The organism is Marinobacter sediminicola (genome assembly GCF_031157525.1).
GTDB classification, from domain to species: Bacteria; Pseudomonadota; Gammaproteobacteria; order Pseudomonadales; family Oleiphilaceae; genus Marinobacter; species Marinobacter sediminicola.
Map to the genome: position 1 here is coordinate 13444 of NZ_JAVIXR010000018.1, position 17641 is coordinate 31084.

19 protein-coding genes and 1 pseudogene are annotated in these 17641 nt (G+C 52.3%); 15 read left to right on the forward strand and 5 right to left on the reverse strand.

The genetic code is table 11. From position 1 onward, the window contains the following. The 4 genes from dctP to RG807_RS16940 all read left to right on the forward strand — a co-directional run bounded on the left by dctP (nucleotide 1) and on the right by RG807_RS16940 (nucleotide 4402). Nucleotides 1-999 carry a TRAP transporter substrate-binding protein DctP gene (gene dctP, locus RG807_RS16925; protein ID WP_309045936.1) on the forward strand — a complete coding sequence of 333 codons (999 nt, stop codon included), beginning with the start codon at nucleotides 1-3 and terminating at the stop codon, nucleotides 997-999. Nucleotides 1000-1026: 27 nt separating this feature from the next. Next, nucleotides 1027-1569, forward strand: a complete 543-nt coding sequence (locus RG807_RS16930) for a TRAP transporter small permease (protein ID WP_309045937.1) — start codon at nucleotides 1027-1029, stop codon at nucleotides 1567-1569. Between the two features lie 25 nt (nucleotides 1570-1594). After that, entirely contained in the window at nucleotides 1595-2908 is a 1314-nt protein-coding gene (locus RG807_RS16935) for a TRAP transporter large permease (protein WP_309045938.1), read from the forward strand. A gap of 126 nt (nucleotides 2909-3034) precedes the next feature. Next, on the forward strand, nucleotides 3035-4402 hold the full coding sequence (locus tag RG807_RS16940) for an aminotransferase (protein WP_309045939.1): 1368 nt from the start codon (nucleotides 3035-3037) through the stop codon (nucleotides 4400-4402). Between the two features lie 1497 nt (nucleotides 4403-5899). Here RG807_RS16940 and RG807_RS16945 read toward each other — a convergent pair. Next, nucleotides 5900-6889, reverse strand: a complete 990-nt coding sequence (locus RG807_RS16945; protein ID WP_309045940.1) for a zinc-dependent alcohol dehydrogenase family protein — start codon at nucleotides 6887-6889, stop codon at nucleotides 5900-5902. 181 nt (nucleotides 6890-7070) lie between these two features. Between RG807_RS16945 and RG807_RS16950 the strand changes: the two genes are divergently transcribed. The 3 genes from RG807_RS16950 (at nucleotide 7071) to RG807_RS16960 (ending at nucleotide 8689) form a co-directional block, all read left to right on the forward strand. Then, nucleotides 7071-7964: a LysR family transcriptional regulator gene (locus tag RG807_RS16950; RefSeq protein WP_309045941.1), complete on the forward strand. Its 894-nt coding sequence runs from the start codon at nucleotides 7071-7073 to the stop codon at nucleotides 7962-7964. A 121-nt stretch (nucleotides 7965-8085) separates the two neighbouring features. Next, nucleotides 8086-8364: a type II toxin-antitoxin system RelE/ParE family toxin gene (locus RG807_RS16955; RefSeq protein ID WP_309045942.1), complete on the forward strand. Its 279-nt coding sequence runs from the start codon at nucleotides 8086-8088 to the stop codon at nucleotides 8362-8364. 10 nt (nucleotides 8365-8374) lie between these two features. Continuing rightward, nucleotides 8375-8689 (forward strand): HigA family addiction module antitoxin, encoded by a 315-nt coding sequence (locus RG807_RS16960; RefSeq protein ID WP_309045943.1) that lies wholly within the window; start codon nucleotides 8375-8377, stop codon nucleotides 8687-8689. A gap of 132 nt (nucleotides 8690-8821) precedes the next feature. Here RG807_RS16960 and RG807_RS16965 read toward each other — a convergent pair whose 3' ends face one another. After that, entirely contained in the window at nucleotides 8822-9442 is a 621-nt protein-coding gene (locus RG807_RS16965; RefSeq protein WP_309045944.1) for a TetR/AcrR family transcriptional regulator, read from the reverse strand. A gap of 141 nt (nucleotides 9443-9583) precedes the next feature. Here RG807_RS16965 and RG807_RS16970 point away from each other — a divergent pair, with 141 nt between their 5' ends. Further along, nucleotides 9584-10024: a hotdog fold domain-containing protein gene (locus RG807_RS16970; protein ID WP_309045945.1), complete on the forward strand. Its 441-nt coding sequence runs from the start codon at nucleotides 9584-9586 to the stop codon at nucleotides 10022-10024. Between the two features lie 47 nt (nucleotides 10025-10071). Here the strand turns inward: RG807_RS16970 and RG807_RS16975 are convergent, their stop codons facing one another. Beyond that, nucleotides 10072-10290: a helix-turn-helix domain-containing protein gene (locus RG807_RS16975; protein ID WP_309045946.1), complete on the reverse strand. Its 219-nt coding sequence runs from the start codon at nucleotides 10288-10290 to the stop codon at nucleotides 10072-10074. On the opposite strand from RG807_RS16975, the pseudogene RG807_RS16980 reads away from it, so the two are divergent. Then, a pseudogene (locus RG807_RS16980) lies at nucleotides 10202-11008 on the forward strand (ISL3 family transposase). The gene RG807_RS16975 and the pseudogene RG807_RS16980 sit on opposite strands and share 89 nt — an antisense overlap. A gap of 307 nt (nucleotides 11009-11315) precedes the next feature. Further along, nucleotides 11316-11996 (forward strand): LysE family translocator, encoded by a 681-nt coding sequence (locus RG807_RS16985; RefSeq protein WP_309045947.1) that lies wholly within the window; start codon nucleotides 11316-11318, stop codon nucleotides 11994-11996. Nucleotides 11997-12130: 134 nt separating this feature from the next. Here RG807_RS16985 and RG807_RS16990 read toward each other — a convergent pair whose 3' ends face one another. Then, nucleotides 12131-12613 (reverse strand): Lrp/AsnC family transcriptional regulator, encoded by a 483-nt coding sequence (locus RG807_RS16990; RefSeq protein ID WP_309045948.1) that lies wholly within the window; start codon nucleotides 12611-12613, stop codon nucleotides 12131-12133. A gap of 131 nt (nucleotides 12614-12744) precedes the next feature. On the opposite strand from RG807_RS16990, the gene RG807_RS16995 reads away from it, so the two are divergent. After that, the gene (locus RG807_RS16995) at nucleotides 12745-13371 is read left to right on the forward strand and encodes a LysE family translocator (protein WP_309045949.1); all 627 of its coding nucleotides are present in this window, start codon (nucleotides 12745-12747) and stop codon (nucleotides 13369-13371) included. Nucleotides 13372-13547: 176 nt separating this feature from the next. Continuing rightward, complete coding sequence (locus RG807_RS17000; RefSeq protein WP_309045950.1) at nucleotides 13548-14423, forward strand: DMT family transporter; 876 nt, start codon at nucleotides 13548-13550, stop codon at nucleotides 14421-14423. An 81-nt stretch (nucleotides 14424-14504) separates the two neighbouring features. On the opposite strand, the gene RG807_RS17005 is transcribed toward RG807_RS17000, so the two are convergent. Continuing rightward, nucleotides 14505-15458 (reverse strand): GlxA family transcriptional regulator, encoded by a 954-nt coding sequence (locus RG807_RS17005; RefSeq protein ID WP_309045951.1) that lies wholly within the window; start codon nucleotides 15456-15458, stop codon nucleotides 14505-14507. Between the two features lie 144 nt (nucleotides 15459-15602). On the opposite strand from RG807_RS17005, the gene RG807_RS17010 reads away from it, so the two are divergent. The 3 genes from RG807_RS17010 to RG807_RS17020 all read left to right on the forward strand — a co-directional run. Beyond that, nucleotides 15603-16481, forward strand: coding sequence for an MBL fold metallo-hydrolase (locus tag RG807_RS17010; RefSeq protein ID WP_309045952.1), 879 nt, complete (start codon nucleotides 15603-15605; stop codon nucleotides 16479-16481). Between the two features lie 43 nt (nucleotides 16482-16524). Continuing rightward, nucleotides 16525-17067, forward strand: coding sequence for a cysteine hydrolase family protein (locus RG807_RS17015; protein ID WP_309045953.1), 543 nt, complete (start codon nucleotides 16525-16527; stop codon nucleotides 17065-17067). A 194-nt stretch (nucleotides 17068-17261) separates the two neighbouring features. Next, nucleotides 17262-17641 (forward strand): cupin domain-containing protein (locus RG807_RS17020; RefSeq protein ID WP_494337500.1); only part of this gene is annotated, 380 nt, incomplete at its 3' end.

Here is a 17641-nt window from a genome sequence, read left to right on the forward strand (position 1 = left end):
ATGAATCATAAATATAAAAAATTCATTGGTATGTCTGTTGTGTCATTGTGCATGGCGGTTTCCATCTCAGCTCAGGCCGGTAATTATTCTATTGGTACTGTGTTTGGCAAAGAGCATGCGGTATCAACAATGTCTGTCGATTTCTCCAAAAGGGTTAAAGATTATACCGATGGAGATATTAAGGTTCGTGTGCGCTATGGCAGCCCGTTTGGCGATGTTTACCAAATTGGCAAGCAAGTGGCTAATGGTCAGCGGAAAATTGATGTTGTGACCGTATCTTCCGACATAGATCCACGGCTGACGATTGGTTATATGGGGGGACTGGTTTACAACTATGAGCAGGCCGAAGAGCTGTATGGGCCTGATGGCGACTTCATGGAGCTGTTGAACGATATCGGCATGGAGTCCGGCTACAAGTACCTTGCTTGGGCTCCCACGGGGTTTGGTGGCATTGCCTTCCGCAACGAAGCACCAAGTGAAATACCGTCACCTAAACGATTCAAAACCCGAAGTGCTCCTTATAAGAGCATGATCAACCGTTACGCTGGGTTGGGGTTCGATCCTGTGCCGATGGCCTATTCCGAGACCTACACCGCGCTACAAACCGGCGCAATCGATGCAAAAGGGGCTACTCCTCCTGAGGAAGCATATCAGGTGTTTGCTGATGTAATGGGGGAGTACGTTCACACCCGGGATTACTTCGAAGGCATTATTGGCATTGCTGTTAATCTCGACTGGTATGAAAACTCTCTGACTGATGGCCAGAGGGCGGCCCTCGATAAAGCGGGTAAAGAAGCAACGGCAAACATCTGGAAAGGCGCAAAAGAGCGGGAAGAGGAATTTCTCGCAAAGCTGCGCGCGGCTGATGTGAAGGTTACAACCTTCAGTGACGAGGAATACAAGGCAATCTCGGATCTGGTTAAAGAACACGAGTGGCCTGAAATCGAGAAGCTCGTCGGGCCAACCATGATGGGTCGCATCCGAGATATGGCTTATTAATTCAGGACCGAGGGGAGGGCTGGTCTTGTGGCCAGCCTTGTCGTTAAGCCAAGATTCGAGGCCGTTATGTTACCTGCATTCTTTGAGCGAACGTTAAAAGTCATCATATTCACCGGCATGATTGCAACCACAGGGCTGACCTTCTTTCAGTCGATTTTTCGTTATTTCGGTGATCTGAGTTTTCCTGGCGCCAATGAGCTTATTCTGCTGTCCGTAGTTTGGGTTTACTTTATAGGTATGTCCTATGCAACTCTGAAAAACGAAAACATTCAGGGTGGTATGGAGGATCTTATTAAGAATGCGCCCTTGAGAAAGGCATTGGCTATTGCGGCAAGCTTTTTCTCCTCTGTATTTGCTATTACGGCGACATACTACAGCGCACAACTTCTGGGAAGTAGTATAGATAAGGGTTATGTAAGCATTTATTACGGATTGCCGGATTACTTATGGGTATCCAGCGTTTTTGTAGGATTTGCATTAACCTCATTTTTTTTCGTCAAGACATTAATCTCGCAGCTCTCCTTTACTGGGAAGTGCCATCTCCAGGCAATGCATTTAACAAAAATATAGTCTTTATCATTTGTTGGAGGTTTTCATGTATATCTCAGTAGTGTTTACGCTGCTCTTTGCGATGCTGCTTGTAATTATAGGAGTGCCCGTTGCCTCGTCTTTTGGTTTGGGTGCCTTGGCCATCGGTCATAGCAATGAGATAGACATTGTTGGGCCTTTCTCAACCATGTTTTCCAAAATCAACTCGCCCACTCTGGTTGCTTTGCCGCTCTTCATTTACATGGGCTTCCTGATGGAGAGAAGTGGGCTGGGCGGGAGAATTATTGACTTTGCCTCCAGTCTTGTTGGACGGGTCAAGGGTGGGCTCGGCGTTGTTGTTGTGTTTTCGTGCGCCATTTTTGGTGCTGTGTCCGGCGCTGGCAGTGCTGCAGTGGCAAGTATTGGTTCGGTCATTATACCCAGAGCCGTCAAGCTGGGTTACCCCCGTGAATACATGGTTGCTCTGGTCTCCAGTTCGTCCGTGCTGACCTTGCTGATCCCCCCGAGCATTCCACTTTTGATACTGGCACTAACGATGCAAGTGTCCATCGCTGGAGCCTTTCTGACCACCATTCTGCCTGGGATTGTTTTGGCGGTCGGGTATTCGGCACTCAACTTGAAGATCTGCAAAGGGTTTCCTATTAGCCAGGGTGGGGCCGACCACGAGGGCGGGAACAAGCCTGGTTACTGGCGAGAAGTGTCGGCCTCAGCCAAGAAGTCGTATCTGATCATGTTAATGCCGTTGATTGTTTTGGGTAGCATTTACGGTGGTATCGCCAGCCCGACAGAAGCTGCGTCTTTTGGCGTGGTTTATATAGCACTATTGGCGTTTTTTGCTTACCGGACTATGGATTTTGAGTGCTTCTACAACGCCACCGTAGGCGCGGGTAAGCTGATCGGAGCGCTGATCTTCATGATTGCCTCGCTGCTCTTCCTGAGCCAGATACTGATTTATCAGGGCGCGCCCTTTGACCTGGCAGATTTTGTATCGGGTGAGATGGAGTTGTGGCAGGGACTGTTGTTTATAAACATCATTCTGCTGTTGATCGGCATGATTATGGACGACATCTCTGGTTCCATCATTGCTGCCTCCATTCTCTACCCGGTGGCATCTGAGCTGGGTGTCGATCCCTTCCATTTTGTGGCCATTGTGGGAGTGAACCTCGGCTTGGGAAATATAACCCCTCCGGTGGCGCCCTTGTTGTTCCTGACCAGCGGTGTGGCTGGCAATGTTCCGATGAACCGCTACGCCGGACATCTTTTTAAGTTCATTGCCTTTGTGCACATTCCTGTGCTGTTGCTGGTGACCTACATCCCGACCTTCTCGTTGTATTTTCCATCCTTGCTTGGGTTCAGGTGAGCGATGGCGTTGGTGGCGTGTTGATGACCGGCAGGTCTACAAGAGTGCCCGGCTTTCGGGACTACTGAGTACAAACAAAAATCTGACAAAAAGCGACTGTCAGTGATTCGATAAAGGAGCGGCTTTATGAGCAGTAATGAAAGAATGCCAGACAGCATTTGGCGGCACATGACACAGCATCAGTCACTTGTGGGCACCTCACCTGCGGTGATGACCCAGGGTGAAGGCTGTTACCTTCGCAATGACCAGGGCCGCAAAATACTGGATGGTTTCTCTGGCCTTTGGTGCGTCAATGTGGGTTATGGCCGCCAGGAGCTGGCGGACGTGGCCTATGAGCAGATGAAAAAGCTCAGCTACCTGGCGCCGACCATGGTCAGCGAACCCAGCGTGCAACTGGCGGCCAAAATTGAACAATTGCTCGGCACAACGATGCACGTCTATTACTCCTGCAGCGGTTCCGAGGCCAATGAAACGGCCTTCAAAATTGCCCGTCAGTATCATCTTCAGTCCGGCAAGAGCGATGGCCGCCGGCGCTATAAGATCGTGTCGCGTTATCGCGGTTATCACGGTGCCACCATGGGGGCTATGGCGGCAACTGGGCAGGCAAACCGTAAGCTTGGCTACGACCCTGAGCCGGCGGGTTTTATCAAGGTGATGCCGCCTTACCCTTACCGGGACCACCAGAAACTGACCCTGGAAGAGCAGGGCGCAGAAGCGGCGCGGCAACTGGAGGAAACCATCATTCATGAAGGGTACGAATCCGTTGCTGCGGTCATCATGGAGCCGGTCATCAGTGGTGGCGGTGTTATTGTTCCACCCGACAATTACCTGCCGTTGGTACGCCAGATTTGCGATCGCTATGGGGTATTGCTGATTCTGGACGAAGTGGTCTCCGGCTTCGGGCGTACCGGGAAAATGTTTGGACATGATCATTGGAACACCAAGGCCGACATTTATACTTTTGCTAAAGGCTTGGCCAGTGGCTATCAGCCGATTGCGGCAACGGCGGTTAAGCAGGAAATTTTTGATGCTTTTTACGGTGAGCCTGGAGACGGGCGCGAGTTTCGCTCGGTGAACACTTTCGGTGGCAGCCCTATTTCTACAGCGGTTGCGTTGCGAAATATCCAGATACTTGAAGATGAAAACCTGGTGGAGAACGCAGCTCGGCAAGGTGATTATTTCCGAGCCCAGGTGGCTGATCGGCTATCTGAGCATCCATTTCTGGGAGATATTCGCGGAAAAGGTCTGTTGACGGGCCTGGAGTTGGTAGGGGATAAAGCAACTCGGGAGCCACTGGATCAAGGTAAAGTCACCGCGGTGATTGCTCATGCGCTGCAGGAGTACGGTGTAATTATTGGACGTAATGGCAATACCGTACCCGGGCGTGAAAATACACTGATCATCGGGCCTCCATTAGTTTCAACTGAAACCGAAATGGATCGTATAGCCGAGGCCATAGCTGGCGGGCTCGAAACCGTGCTGTCCATCAACTGAAGTCGATCAGCTGGTGCTTGTTGATGTCGCGAGCTGCATGGAAGGGGCTGGCGACATGGCCGCTTATGGACTGATATTTAGGCGAGTACTGTTGAATGCCGGAGCGTATTCGGGCGGGATTCAGTTGGTGGATAGGCCAAGATCACCAACCCACAGAGTAGGGGGCAACGAGCTTCGAACCTTCATGGGAAGACCCATAGAAATTATAAACAAGGAGTTTTGCTATGAAGCAATATGATGAGCAGCCAGACAGTTTCTGTGTTTTGGCGATGAGCCTGTAGACAATCAAGTTGGAATGATCCTTCAGGAAAGCTAGCGATCCTTGCTGGATGCCTCCACTCGCATGCTTTCGGCACAATATGGGCGCGGGGTGGGGCGTCAGTGCAGATGATATTAAAGAGTCTGTGACCACCGCTATCAAGATGGCAATGCTGATTGGTAAAATAAAAGAAATCCGGTCCTAAAATTGGCGCGCTGGCAAATTGCGCCAGGTTCCCTGAACGCGACCGTGGTATATCCGCTGGCGCCGTTCAATTATGAGCAGAACGCATCAAAATACGTTGGGTTGGTTCCCTGAGAAGAAGTTCCTCTGTGGAGGCTTACTTGGCGTTTTGCTTTTCCTGATATCTTGAGTAGAGACACCACCCAGTGAGGATGGCTGCGCCGATGATGCCGATGGCCATGGCGGTCAAAACTCCGGTTTCGATGGTCATGTGGTCTGGACCTCCGCCTGCTTTCGCAGCGACGTGAATTTCGTCAGCATGATTTTGACATTTTTGGTGAGGGAGTACACCAGCTGGTTGCCGGTTTGTGCTTACCTTATTTGTTCAGACTTTCTTAGTGTAGAGTTTCTTAGTAAGGGGACTTGTTTTCGGGTGTCAGCTTATCCGTTATCTGGCAACCCGTTGCCGGTAAATCGGCCCCCGGTTAAAGTCGGATTCGCAGGCGCCAGAGGTATGCATAAAAGCTTCCGATGCAACACTCCGGCTCGGCCCGAAACTCCCATGTTTCATCATTGTATTTCGGCGCAGGACCCATGCCTTCAAACTATATACTTCTTGTGGCGTCGAATTGGGCCACATGCGTATCCGAGGTTGCTGCCTCTCAACCATATCTGACTTTTTGGGGCCCCAGCTCATGGTGAGATGCTCTTTGAGTTCAGAAGCACACCGGGCAAAAATAGTGAATCGAGAAAGTCAAACGCAGTTGCCCGTCGTTTATAGTGAATCAACGGGTGGGGGAGGGCTTTCAAAGAACCCTCCATAACATGGCCGTGCTTTGTAACCTTAAACTGGCTACGCATAGCTGGGATAAGATGGTATCGGGGCGAAGTGTGATATCTAGCTTTTAAACAAAAGCGAACATTTCAGAGCCACCCACTTACAGCCATTTTTCATGTTCATCGTCTTGTTTGGTATTTGAGGCTGGTCACGCAGCCCTCGCCTTGAAAGCTTCTTTCATTCGCGAGGAGCCGATGCCAGCCTCACTTTTAAATGGTCAAACCGTCACTACGATCTTTCCAATCTGCTGATTAGCTTCCAGAAATCTATGTGCTTCCTGGATCTCGTCCAGCGCAAAGGTTTTTGCAATGAGTGGTCGGAGCGCTCCGGATTCCAAACCCTCAAGAATAAACGCTTTGGCTCTCGCGAGAGCGCTGGGGTCAGCAACGATTTCCGCATAAAGGTAGCCCTTGAGAGTCAGGCTCTTACCCAGAACGGTAAACAGTGGGAACGGGGTTGGCTCGGTGCTCAATGCGCCATATTGCAGAAGAATGCCGCCTCGGGCCATGCTCTGTGTGAGTGGCTCGAAAGCTGGGCCACCAACAGGATCGAACACGACGCGGGCACCTTGCCCGTCAGTCAACGCCATGACTTGCTCGACGATATCTTCTTCATCGCTCACGATGACATGAGCTGCTCCAGCATCCAGAAGCGCTTGTTTCTTTGCACGGGTGCGGGTAATCGCTATTGGTGTAGCGCCGACCATGCGAGCCATCTGGAAGGCAGCCAGGCCGACGCTACTGGAAGCGGCAGTGACCAGAACAAAGTCGCCTTCCTGCAGTTTCGCCTGCTCAATAAGGGCGCCCCAGGCCGTAACGTACTGCATCCAGGATGCAGCGGCCTCTTCGAAGGACAGGTTCGCTGGGTTCTTGACCACAAGGTGAGCCGGCACATTGGCCAATTCGCCGTATGTACCCCAACGTGCTATATCCAGTGGGGGAATCAAAGCGACGGAATCTCCCACCTTGATATCCGTTACCTCGCTACCAACAGCCGTTACAAGGCCTGCGGCCTCGTAGCCAAGGCGACTGGGAAAGTCGGCCTCCTGCAGGTAAGCGTGATTACGAAACATCACTTCGGCGCGGTTCAAGCCAATGGCTTTAACACCAATTTGGATCTCGTCTGCTGCCGGTGCATGTACGTCCAATTCTTCCAGCTTGAGGACGCTAGCGTCACCGTATTCATGGATTCTTACAATTCGTGCCATTGAGGTTACCCCTTTCGTCGTTAAGGCCAGGCAAGAGGGCGCATTGGGCAGAGTGATGGGAATGCTTCTCATATATCAACGCTGGTTCCGTACGCTCTCGTGGTGTAAGCGACAATTTAGAGGTTGCCCGGTAGTTGATAAAGCCCTATGTTGGCTCAAGATTAGAAACATGGGTTTTATAATGGATCGCCTGTCTCAGATGGCTACGTTTGTCAAAGCCGTGGAGTTGGGATCTTTCAGTGCCGCTGCTGATGACCTCAATATGTCCCCTCAACTGGTTGGCAAGCAGGTAAAAATGCTTGAGCAGCACCTAGGAGTCTCTCTGCTGAATCGAACGACACGTCGGCAGAGCCTCACCGATTTCGGCCGGACATTTTACCAGCGCGCAAAGATGATCCTGGCAGATATGCACGCTGCAGAGAGCTTAGCTGCTGAGGCCCGTGGCGTACCTAGTGGCCGCTTGCGGATCAACGCCCCCGTCACCTTTGGCATTCACGCTTTGTCCCCGCGTCTTCTTGAGTACATGGTCAAATACCCTCAGGTGTCACTGGACCTGACACTGTCGAACGAACTGGTCGACCTGGTTGATGGCGGTTACGATGCCGTGTTTCGGATCGGTGTGCTGCAAGACAGTGGCCTAAAGGCAATTCCGCTCGTGCCCTATCAGCTGGTTCTGTGTGCCGCTCCGTCCTATCTGGAGAGGTGGCCCCCCATCAAAACACCCTGGGATCTCCAGCAACATGAGTGCCTAGGCTTCGGCTACTCCGATGGTCGTTCGAGCTGGAGTTTTGACGGTCCTGAGGGACGGATAGATGTACCAATTACAAGCCGATTGACCATTAATCAGGGTGACCCCTTACTGGCGGCGGCCGTAGCTGGACTAGGTGTTATTCTGCAGCCACTAGAATTAGTCGGGGAGGCGCTGAGAAATGGGACTCTTGTGAGGCTACTTGGTCAATATTCTGTGCCTGCGTCGCCGTTGCACATTTTATACACCCCAGACCGCCGGATGACTCCTAAACTGCGCAGCTTCCTGGATTTCTCTGTAGTGGCATTCGGAGCTAGGGGTAAATAATGTTGATCTGGATTAATTCTCCTTGGGCCGGTCGACTCGGCTAAACAAAAGCGAATATTCGAGATTCATCTTCCGGTTAATAACGCTTGACGTTAATGTTGCATCGCGTCACTATTGAATCATGATCATATCGCTCAAGTGTAAGGACACCGAGAAGTTGGCAAGCGGACGCCGCGTCAGGCGCTTCGTCAATTTTGAGCGAGTTGCGTTAAGGAAGATTCGGCAACTCCAAGCTGCAAGCCAGTTGGATGATTTGAAAGTACCGCCCGGAAATATGTTGGAGCCATTGCATGGTGACCGCCAAGGCCAGCACAGCATTCGAATCAACAAACAGTTCCGGGTTTGCTTCCGCTGGACCAGGGCTGGCGCGGAAGATGTCGAAATTGTTGATTACCATTAGGAGGTGGCTCATGCGCAACATTGATGCTGTCACGCCAGGCGAGTTGCTCAAAGAAGATTTTCTGGAGCCGATGGGCATTTCTCAATACCGCCTGGCCAAAGAAATTGGGGTGCCTGCTCAGAGAATAGGCCAGATCATCGCGGGAAAGCGTTCGATTACCGCAGACACGGACCTGCGACTCTGTCGTTTCTTTGGCTTGTCTAACGGCTACTGGTTGCGCGCTCAGGCAGCCTACGACACTGAGATTGCCGAAGATGCCCTGGAGGATCAGTTAAAGACTATTCGTCCGTGGACTGCGGTATCTGAAATTAGACACAAGGCATAACCAACGGCTTCACAGCTATCGATTTTCAGCCGTTTTGCGACCGGTTGGCCAGAAGCTACCGCTCAAACTCGAACAAACATGGGCTATTTGAGATAACCAAAAAGACGCGCGAATCGGGATGGTCGTGTTCGCTCACTGTGATCTCTGGATTGCTCGCCAGGCCGACTCGGCAAGCTGATCTCGGTACTCTGAGGGAGAAACCTGGATTCGGCCGGACAACCAGGCTCTACAGAGATTTTCAGACGGACCAATGATCAAGGACGGAAGCAGCTCGGAAGATTGGATAATCTCATGGGGCCCGCGATCAAGGCTGAACAGCCGGTCTTTCAGGTCGCGATAATTCTCTACATTTCTTTCTTCCAGTTGTTGTCGGTGAGGACCTTTGGCCACTGCTGACCGTGCCTGGAATAAAAATCGTGCCCAATCCGGGTGGTCGGTAACCCAGTCTACATAGCTCCGAACCATGATATAGACCGCATCCTGCAGAGTGTTTGCCTTCTGCAGAACCGCTTTCAGTTGGGCCCGTTGATCGTCCTGGGCGATGAAAAACAGCGTGCTCAGAATTCCTTCCTTGTTGCCAAAATGGTGATAGATCGCTCCTACGCTGGTGCCGCAGCGAGTCTTTACGGCATCAATGGTCGTGGCCTCTATGCCAAGCTCGTTGAAGCAGGCTAAGGCGTGTTCAAGGATTTCACGCTTCAGGGCGGCCCGCCTGCCGGGGAGAAGTCTGTCCAGAATCTTGTCTTCGGCCATAACTGAATATCCTGGTTTATTCCTGTATTGATCAGCGGCTCAGTTTACCTCTTGACACTGCCGCCATAAACAGAACATTATTTCGCAACAGAATAATATTCTGTTTATGGTTTTCACAGTCGATTATTGGAGGTCTACTCAATGAGCCAGGCACTTGCAGCATTCAACGCCTTTGGGGCAGAAAGCTTTTCAAACATGGTGTGCCAGCAGGCACCGTACTTCAGCACCATCGAACCAACACTAACCGAGCTGAAGCCGGGGTATGCGGAAGCCAAAGTACCCTTCAGAAAGGAAATCACTAACCATCTGGGCACCGTCCACGCCATTGCCATGTGCAATGCTGCCGAACTGGTGGCTGGATTGATGACGGATGCGTCCATCCCCAGCAATGGCAAGTGGATTCCGCAGGCGATGACGGTGAATTATCTGGCCAAGGCCAAAACAGATCTGCGTGCGATTGCAGACGGAGACGGTATTGATTGGGAAACGGCCGGTGAAAAAGTGGTACCGGTTTCGGTGGTTGATGAGGATGGGCAGACGGTATTTACTGCCCGGATCACGATGAATGTGAAGCTCGCTTAGCGGTTTACGTTCAATAGAGTGAACGGCATCGCGGGTGGCCTGGAATATCAGGCCACGTCTACGAAGGTCCTGCGCCAGCCCCGGGGACTCACGTAGTGACGTTGCTCGAAATGCTGCCGGAATGACGTAGCCGTGTGGAAGCCGATTCGTTCCGCGATGGCTTCCACTGAAAGTGATGTGCTTTCCAGCAGTTCCTGTCCTCGCCGAAGCCGTTCACTGACCAGCCAGTCCACAACGGTCATCTTAAACCGCCGTTCCCGTTGCATTCTGACCAACCTAGAGGAGCGAGCCCTGCTGGACCTTCTGCCCGGTCGACAGCAGGATGCCGTGATCAAGCGCCTCATGAACATGACCAACCGCCACAATGTGGAGACCGTCAGTATGGATATGTGGAAGCCCAACCGCCGCGCTGTTCAGGCGGTTCTTCCACAAGCCCGCATCGTGGTCGATAAGTTCCACGTCCTGCGCATGGCCAACGAAGCCTTGGAGAAGGTCGGCAAGGGCCTTGGGAAGGAACTGAAGGCCAACCAGCGTCGAACACTCAACGGTGATCGAAGAATCCTGCTGAAGCGCGCTCACGATGTCTCAGACCGTGAACGTCTCATTATCGAGACTGGACAGGGGCCTTCCCACAGCTCTTGGTAGCCTACGAGCACAAGGAGCGGTTCAACCACATCTGGGACTCCATCAGCCGGTGTGATGCTGAGAAGACAGCTAGCTGCCTGGATTGACGATATCCCGCAGGGGCAGAAGGAGGTCTGGAAGGATCTCGTCAGCGCCGTCAGCGGCTGGCGTGAAGAGATGCTAACCTACTTCGAGACCGACACCCCGACCACGAACGTCTTTACGGAGTCGATTAACCGGTTGGCCAAGGACAAGAACCGCGATGGGCGAGGTTATTCATTCGAGGTGATGCAAGCCCGGAGCCTATACGCCACAAGCACAAGAAAAGGGCACCGCAGACCAAGGAATCCCTATTCCTAGGCAAGGCCACCTGACCTACAGCATGGGGCTCCCAGAGCCAGAGAAGAACTTTGGCGTTGATCTATCAACCTTCTGGGAGGATTAAGGTATTGATGGAGCAGCAAGGATTGTCAACCGCTTAATCCGGATACCAAAAACTCATGAACTAAAAGGCACAGTGCGTGACAACGTTTAACTCATGAGCAATGCCTTTATTCATAAGCTCAAGCCTGATGCCTCGGGCTAGAATGTATGAGTAATATTTTCAATAAGTCGCTGAAAATATGGTATTAATGCCCGCAACACGCATATCGAAGGAAATATTTACATGCAAGATATTGGGGTATCCGTCAGTGGGCTGCTGGGGTTGATTATTACCAGTTCGATACTCATTGCTGTACCTGGCCCAAGCATCATGCTTTTTATCGGGCAAGTTATTATGAAGGGCAGAAGTCATGCGTTGCGTGGCGTGATCGGCAATGCAATTGGCATGTTAAGCATTGCGATACTTCTTTCTTTTGGACTTGGCCCTCTTATACTGAAATCCGATTTTGCTTTGCCTGCTATCAGAATGCTGGGTGCGGTCGCCTTGCTGCTTATCGGCATCGGGTATCTTGTAGCCTCAAAAGCGGCGAGTCCGGCTGCAACTGACCAGCCAGCAAAGAGAAAGTCACCGCTCACTGCGGGAGTGATAGTCGGTATCACCAACCCCAAGGCATTGATCATGTTCGGAACCATAGTTCCAAGCTTCCTCAGTGGCAATCTTGCGAGCCCCACGAACGTCCTGATCATGTACTCGATGATACCTATCCTATTGGGTATTGCGATCGATAGCGTGTGGGTTGTAGTTGCTCACAGCTTAAGCTCCCGCCTTTTTTCCAACGCAGACAGTGTCAGAATAGTAAACCGTATAGGAGGAGGCTTAATTATTCTGATGGCCCTTATTTTGGCACGCGAAGCTGTTTCTGGGTTTTTGTCAATCAACAGGTGGCCGGCACCGTGGGCGTGACCGAACTGGGGGAAGCTTTCGCTATTTTTTGAAAAACTGAGTGTGTCGTGGCATAGAACCGGGCCGCTGTTGTTCCCTCCGGTAATGATCACGGGTATTCCGTATCTGAAGATAATCGATGTCTGGTGGCCGGTTTACCCCGGCAAATGAATCAGCGGAAGTGGCGATTGGGGTTTGACGGTCTGGATCGCAAAGTTGCTTCGAATGTCCCGAACTCCAGGTAACTTGAGCAGCGTATTGCTCAAAAACTCCTTGTAGGCGCGAAGATCGGGCACCACAACCTGCAACAGGAAATCCGACTCCCCGGACACCAGGTGAGCCATCACCACTTCCGGCATGACACTTACCGCCTCGCAAAAAGCCTCGGCTTCCTTTTCCTGATGACGCTCCACTTTGATGCCAACGAATACGGTTAGCCCCAAACCCACTTTTTCCTGATCCAGGATTGCGCTGTAGCCCTTGATCACCCCGGACTCTTCAAGCAGCCGCACCCTCCGTGAGCAAGGCGACGGGGACAGGTCTATTCCCTCGGCCAGATCCGTGTTGGGCGCGCGGCCATCCGTCTGCAGTGCCTCCAGAAGCTTTCGATCAAATCGGTCTAACTTATGGATTGGCATAAGAATCTCCATATAAGAATAAAATTAGCGAATAGCACCAATTTTATATTCTTTTGTGGCTGAAAGCGCAACCATCCGCTAAGCAACGGACGGTATAATCAAGGCTTTAATACCAGCAAGAGACATGACCCGTGGCTGACCTTCTACTGTTCCTGACTGCGCTCGTTGCGATTTACCTTACGCCAGGACCGGACATGCTCCTGGTACTTGGTACCTCCGTGAGCAGTGGCCCCAGAAACGCCATGGCCGTCGCTGTGGGCCTTGCCATTGCCCGGGGCTGCCATGTTCTGCTGGCGGCGGTGGGGCTTGCGACTCTGTTTGCGACTCATCCCTGGACCTACCACACGGTACGATTACTGGGCGCGGCTTATCTGCTCTACCTGGGTTGGCAATTCTTCCGGACAGGTCATTCTCTCCCTGATCAACCCCAGTCAGCGGCAGGTAATCTGCCATCCGTGGGATATCTGGCTGATTTCCAAAGAGGGCTGGCAACTAACCTGCTCAACCCCAAATCCCTGATCTTCTGCTCTGTACTGCTTCCGCAGTTCATCCACCCGGAACGCTCAGGCATTGCGGGACAGTTCGCCATACTGGCACTAATTCTGGTGCTGACCGGACTGATCTTTGATTTTACCTACGCAGTTCTGGGGCGGGCACTCTCGGCAGCTACCAGCGGCAACGCCCGATACCACAGAGTCCAGAACAACCTCTTTGGCTGTCTGCTGACAGGCATCGGGCTGAAGGTTGCGTTGAGTTGATTCAACGAAAGCGTCCGGCTATCACACCCTGCGTGGGGAAGTGTATACTTGTGCCAGCTTAAGGCATCTGTACTGGTCCGCTCTAACGTTAGAGAAGAAATTGGGAGCGACACCGGGCCTTTTTGCGGCCTCCGCATACTCTAACCATTTTGTAATCCCAACAAATGGTTAGAAACATGCAAAAGTCTCACGTATTCCTCCTGTTACTCATACTTGGAACGGCCTTCTGGGGAGTGTCGTTCTCTTTCGTCAAAGTCGGTGTGGCAGACGGCTCACCTTATGTCTTCCTGACCTATAAATTTGCCCTGGCAGCAATAGTCCTCGCGGTACTGTTCGCGAAAAGATTCAACCGCCTGAACCGGAAAACCATTGTCGCCGGCGCGTTGATTGGACTTCCGTTGCTCTTAGGGAACGTGTTTCAGACTATTGGGCTACAACACACCAGTGTCACCAACACCGCATTTATCACCGGCCTGGATGTTCTTCTGATTCCGCTATTCAAGTGGGGCCTATTCCGAAAGCCAGTGCAAAACCGCATATGGATTTCCTGCTCAATTGCACTTTTCGGGCTTTATTTGATAGTCGCGCAATACGGTTTACACCTGAATGTTGGCGATCTATGGACGATGGCCTGTGCAGTGTTCTTTGCTTGCTATGTAATGACTGTAGGGTATTTCTCACATCGATGTGACGCAATGCTGACAGTGACAATTGCGATGACGGTATGCAGTCTCGGCAGTGGTCTCGCGGCACTGTTCGATAAGCAAGCAGTATGGATGCCTTCAGATACGCACTTTTGGGAGGGGATTATGTTTGCGGGCCTGCTTGGTACTGCTTACATGTACAGCATACAAAGCTCCGCTCAAAGGTATCTTGAAGAAGAGAAAGTTGCATTAACCTATCTTTGCGAGCCTATTTTCGCAGCCCTCGCCGGCATGATCATGCTCGGGGAGCCTCTCAGTCTTCGGACCATGGCTGGCGGGGGGTTGATCTTGATCGCGCTAGTAGTAGCAGAACTTGATTTCAAGCGCCTGCAACCGCGAGATGCTTAACGGATCAGGGGTCATGCCTCTTGAGTTTGGCAGACTGGGTTAACGTCATCACCGCAGTGACATTCCCGAACACTCGGAATGTCAGGCATTCTCACCAAACGTTTTGCGCCAAACCCGAGGACTTACATGGTGACGCTGCTTGAAGTGTTGCCGGAAGGACGTTGCGGTATGGAAGCCGATTTTTTCCGCGATGGCTTCCACTGAAAGTGATGTGGTTTCCAGCAGTTCCCGTCCTCGCCGAAGTCGCTCACTCACCAACCACTCCATCACCGTCATGCCCGTTGCCTTCTGAAAGTGGCGGGTGAAGGTGCGTCGGCTCATTTTGGTGTGGGCAGCCAACTCATCGATGGTGTGAGTTTCGGCCAGATGTTCCCGCAGGTAATCCAGCAGCCGGTTGATGTGAGCATCCTGGGTGGACATCGCGACCGGCTGCTCAATGAACTGAGCCTGGCCACCTTCCCGGTGCGGCGGAACAACCATCAGGCGGGCAAGGGTATTGGCGGTCCTGGCACCGTAATACTCCCGCACCAGAAACAGGCAGCAATCCAGCCCCGCAGCTGTGCCAGCGGACGTGACCAGCCGGTCATCCTTCACATAGAGGGCGTTGGTATCCAGATTCACCTGTGGAAACCTATTGAGGAAGTCCTGTTCTGCCAGCCAGTGGGTCGAGGCTCTCTTGTTATCCAGCAAACCCGCATAGGCCAGCGCATAGGTGCCGTAGCAAAGGCCTACCACATGTGCGCCCCGTTCATGGCAGCGGGTGAGAGCCTCCGCCAATTGCGGCGGTGGGGCTTCGCTCAGATCGTGCCAGCCGGGTACTACCGCAATATCAACCGCATCCAATAATTCCAGCCCGCCATCTGGCTGAACGGTCATGGCCCGTTCGGATGTGAGGGGCTTGCCGTCTGGGGTGATAATCAGCAACTCGAACAAGGGGCCGTCGGGCAAGGCAATACTGAACACCATGTAAGGAACAGAGAAATGGAAGGGGCTGAATTGTGGGTGAAGGATAAGCCCGACTTTCGGTAGCGCCACGGTGTCACTCCTGTGGTTCATTTAACCTGATAATAACTGCTTGGCCCGATTCTTTCGATCATTGTCTTTCAGGTCAATATTGGTGGTGATCACATCTCCGTAGACTTACTCCATCAACGAACACCCTGTTGGAGGATAAATACCATGTTGATCAAAACTTTCGCTGGCGCCCTGATGCTTGCTTCGACTGTTTTTACTGGCGCTGCTTTCGCCGAATCGTATACCCGGGAACCCAGCCACCAGATACAGCAAATCCGCAATGCCACCATCAAGGTTACATACGGAGAGACCACCTTTCTGATTGATCCTATGCTGGCCGAACAAGGAGCTTACCCGGGCTTTCCGGACACTTACCGCAGTGAGCTGCGTAATCCTTTGGTGGGCTTGCCCATGGCCGCTGAGGATGTGATTGAGGGTACCGATGCGGTGATCGTTACCCATACCCACCTGGACCACTGGGACGATGCCGCCCAGAAGCTGTTGCCGAAGAACATTCCCCTGTTTGTGCAGAACGGGGCGGATGCCGAGCTGATCCGCTCACAAGGCTTCAAGGATGTGCGTATTCTGGATGGCGAGGCTGAATTCGGCGGCGTGATACTCCATAAAACCGGCGGCCAACACGGCTCCAATACCCTTTATGCCATTCCCGAGCTGGCCAAGGCGCTCGGTGAAATCATGGGTGTGGTTTTTGAAGCCGAGGGGCAGGAAACCACTTACGTGGTAGGCGATACCGTGTGGCGTGATGAAGTGGTTCAGTCATTGGAGCGCTTTCAGCCGGACGTTGTTGTGTTGAATGCCGGGGCGGCGGAACTGACAGGCTTTGAGGGCGACTCGATCATCATGGGCAAAGAAGATACCCTGCGAGTGCACCGAGCTTTACCAGATGCGGACATTGTCGCCGTGCACATGGACGCCGTGAACCATATGACCCTGAGCCGCGAGGAATTGGCGGAGTTCGTTCAGAGCGAGGGAATTGATGAGCAGGTTTTGATTCCGGCGGATGGTGAGAGTCTTTCTTTCTGACCAGAACACACCTGAAATAAATGACCAAATGAGGAACCGTCTAATGAGTAAACGAGCCGTTATTGTTGTCGATATCCAGAATGAGTATTTTGCCTCTGGCAAACTGCCACTGGTGAATATTGAGCAGGCAGCCGCCAAGGCGGCACAGGTGATCGACGCAGCGCGTCAGAACAAAGACCTGCTGGTGCATGTTCACCACGAGTTCCCGGATCCGAATGCGCCTGTGTTCACACCTGGCTCAGACGGCGTGAACATCCACGAATCCGTGGCACCGGAAGGCGATGAGCCGGTTATTCTCAAGAACTACCCCAACTCATTCCTGAAAACCAACCTGAAAGAGCTGCTGGATTCCAACGATATTGAGGAAGTGGTGGTGATCGGTGCCATGAGCCACATGTGCATCGAGGCCACCAGCCGCGCCGCTTCAGACTTTGGCTATAAGGTCACTGTGCTGGAAGATGCCTGCGCCACGATGGACTTGGAGTTCAACGGTGTGACCGTGCCTGCGGCACAGGTTCATGCCACGGCTATGGCGGCTCTTGGGTTTGCCTATGCGAGTGTCCAGTCCACCCGGGATTACCTGTGAGGAAACTGCTCTTTGTATCTGTGGGGTGTTTGCTCCCGTAAACGGAAGCCGACCGGCTAGAAGCATCTCAGCCGGTCGTTTCAATGCAATCGATCGACCAGAATTCATCGCTGGCTCGGACGGATCCCGCATGAGAGATGGATGAAAGAGTGGTTCTGTAATGACTCTCATGTGTTTCTGATTATACTGGTCGCATGAAGTATTCTGAGATCGGCTTGCATATACGAACCTACGAGGACGAGGGAAAAAGCCACTCCCACGACCATCATCAACTGGTATTGCCGTTGGTGGGAACGTTATCTCTGTCAGTAGATGCCAAGGAAGGGGAGGTTGCGCAGCATCGAGCGGCAATTATTCCCGCGGGAATTGGCCATGGATATGCTGCGACCGACGATAACCGGTTTTTGGTTGCAGACGTCCCCGAAGGCTTGGCCCCGGCGCTAGACAAGCTACCTTGTTTCGTAGGCCTCGATCCAGCCTTGCTCCATTACGTCCAGTTCCTTCACGCACAGCTCCAAAATGGGACTGAGTCGGATTTTACCCAACATCAAATGCTACTCCTGCTTATTCAGTT

Coding starts and splice junctions, on each gene's coding strand:
- dctP (WP_309045936.1), top strand. CDS start 1: ATGAATCATAAATATAAAAAATTCATTGGTATGTCTGTTGTGTCATTG.
- RG807_RS16935 (WP_309045938.1), top strand. CDS start 1,595: ATGTATATCTCAGTAGTGTTTACGCTGCTCTTTGCGATGCTGCTTGTA.
- RG807_RS16940 (WP_309045939.1), top strand. CDS start 3,035: ATGAGCAGTAATGAAAGAATGCCAGACAGCATTTGGCGGCACATGACA.
- RG807_RS16945 (WP_309045940.1), bottom strand. CDS start 6,889: ATGGCACGAATTGTAAGAATCCATGAATACGGTGACGCTAGCGTCCTC.
- RG807_RS16950 (WP_309045941.1), top strand. CDS start 7,071: ATGGATCGCCTGTCTCAGATGGCTACGTTTGTCAAAGCCGTGGAGTTG.
- RG807_RS16955 (WP_309045942.1), top strand. CDS start 8,086: ATGATCATATCGCTCAAGTGTAAGGACACCGAGAAGTTGGCAAGCGGA.
- RG807_RS16960 (WP_309045943.1), top strand. CDS start 8,375: ATGCGCAACATTGATGCTGTCACGCCAGGCGAGTTGCTCAAAGAAGAT.
- RG807_RS16965 (WP_309045944.1), bottom strand. CDS start 9,442: ATGGCCGAAGACAAGATTCTGGACAGACTTCTCCCCGGCAGGCGGGCC.
- RG807_RS16970 (WP_309045945.1), top strand. CDS start 9,584: ATGAGCCAGGCACTTGCAGCATTCAACGCCTTTGGGGCAGAAAGCTTT.
- RG807_RS16975 (WP_309045946.1), bottom strand. CDS start 10,290: ATGCAACGGGAACGGCGGTTTAAGATGACCGTTGTGGACTGGCTGGTC.
- RG807_RS16985 (WP_309045947.1), top strand. CDS start 11,316: ATGCAAGATATTGGGGTATCCGTCAGTGGGCTGCTGGGGTTGATTATT.
- RG807_RS16990 (WP_309045948.1), bottom strand. CDS start 12,613: ATGCCAATCCATAAGTTAGACCGATTTGATCGAAAGCTTCTGGAGGCA.
- RG807_RS17000 (WP_309045950.1), top strand. CDS start 13,548: ATGCAAAAGTCTCACGTATTCCTCCTGTTACTCATACTTGGAACGGCC.
- RG807_RS17010 (WP_309045952.1), top strand. CDS start 15,603: ATGTTGATCAAAACTTTCGCTGGCGCCCTGATGCTTGCTTCGACTGTT.
- RG807_RS17015 (WP_309045953.1), top strand. CDS start 16,525: ATGAGTAAACGAGCCGTTATTGTTGTCGATATCCAGAATGAGTATTTT.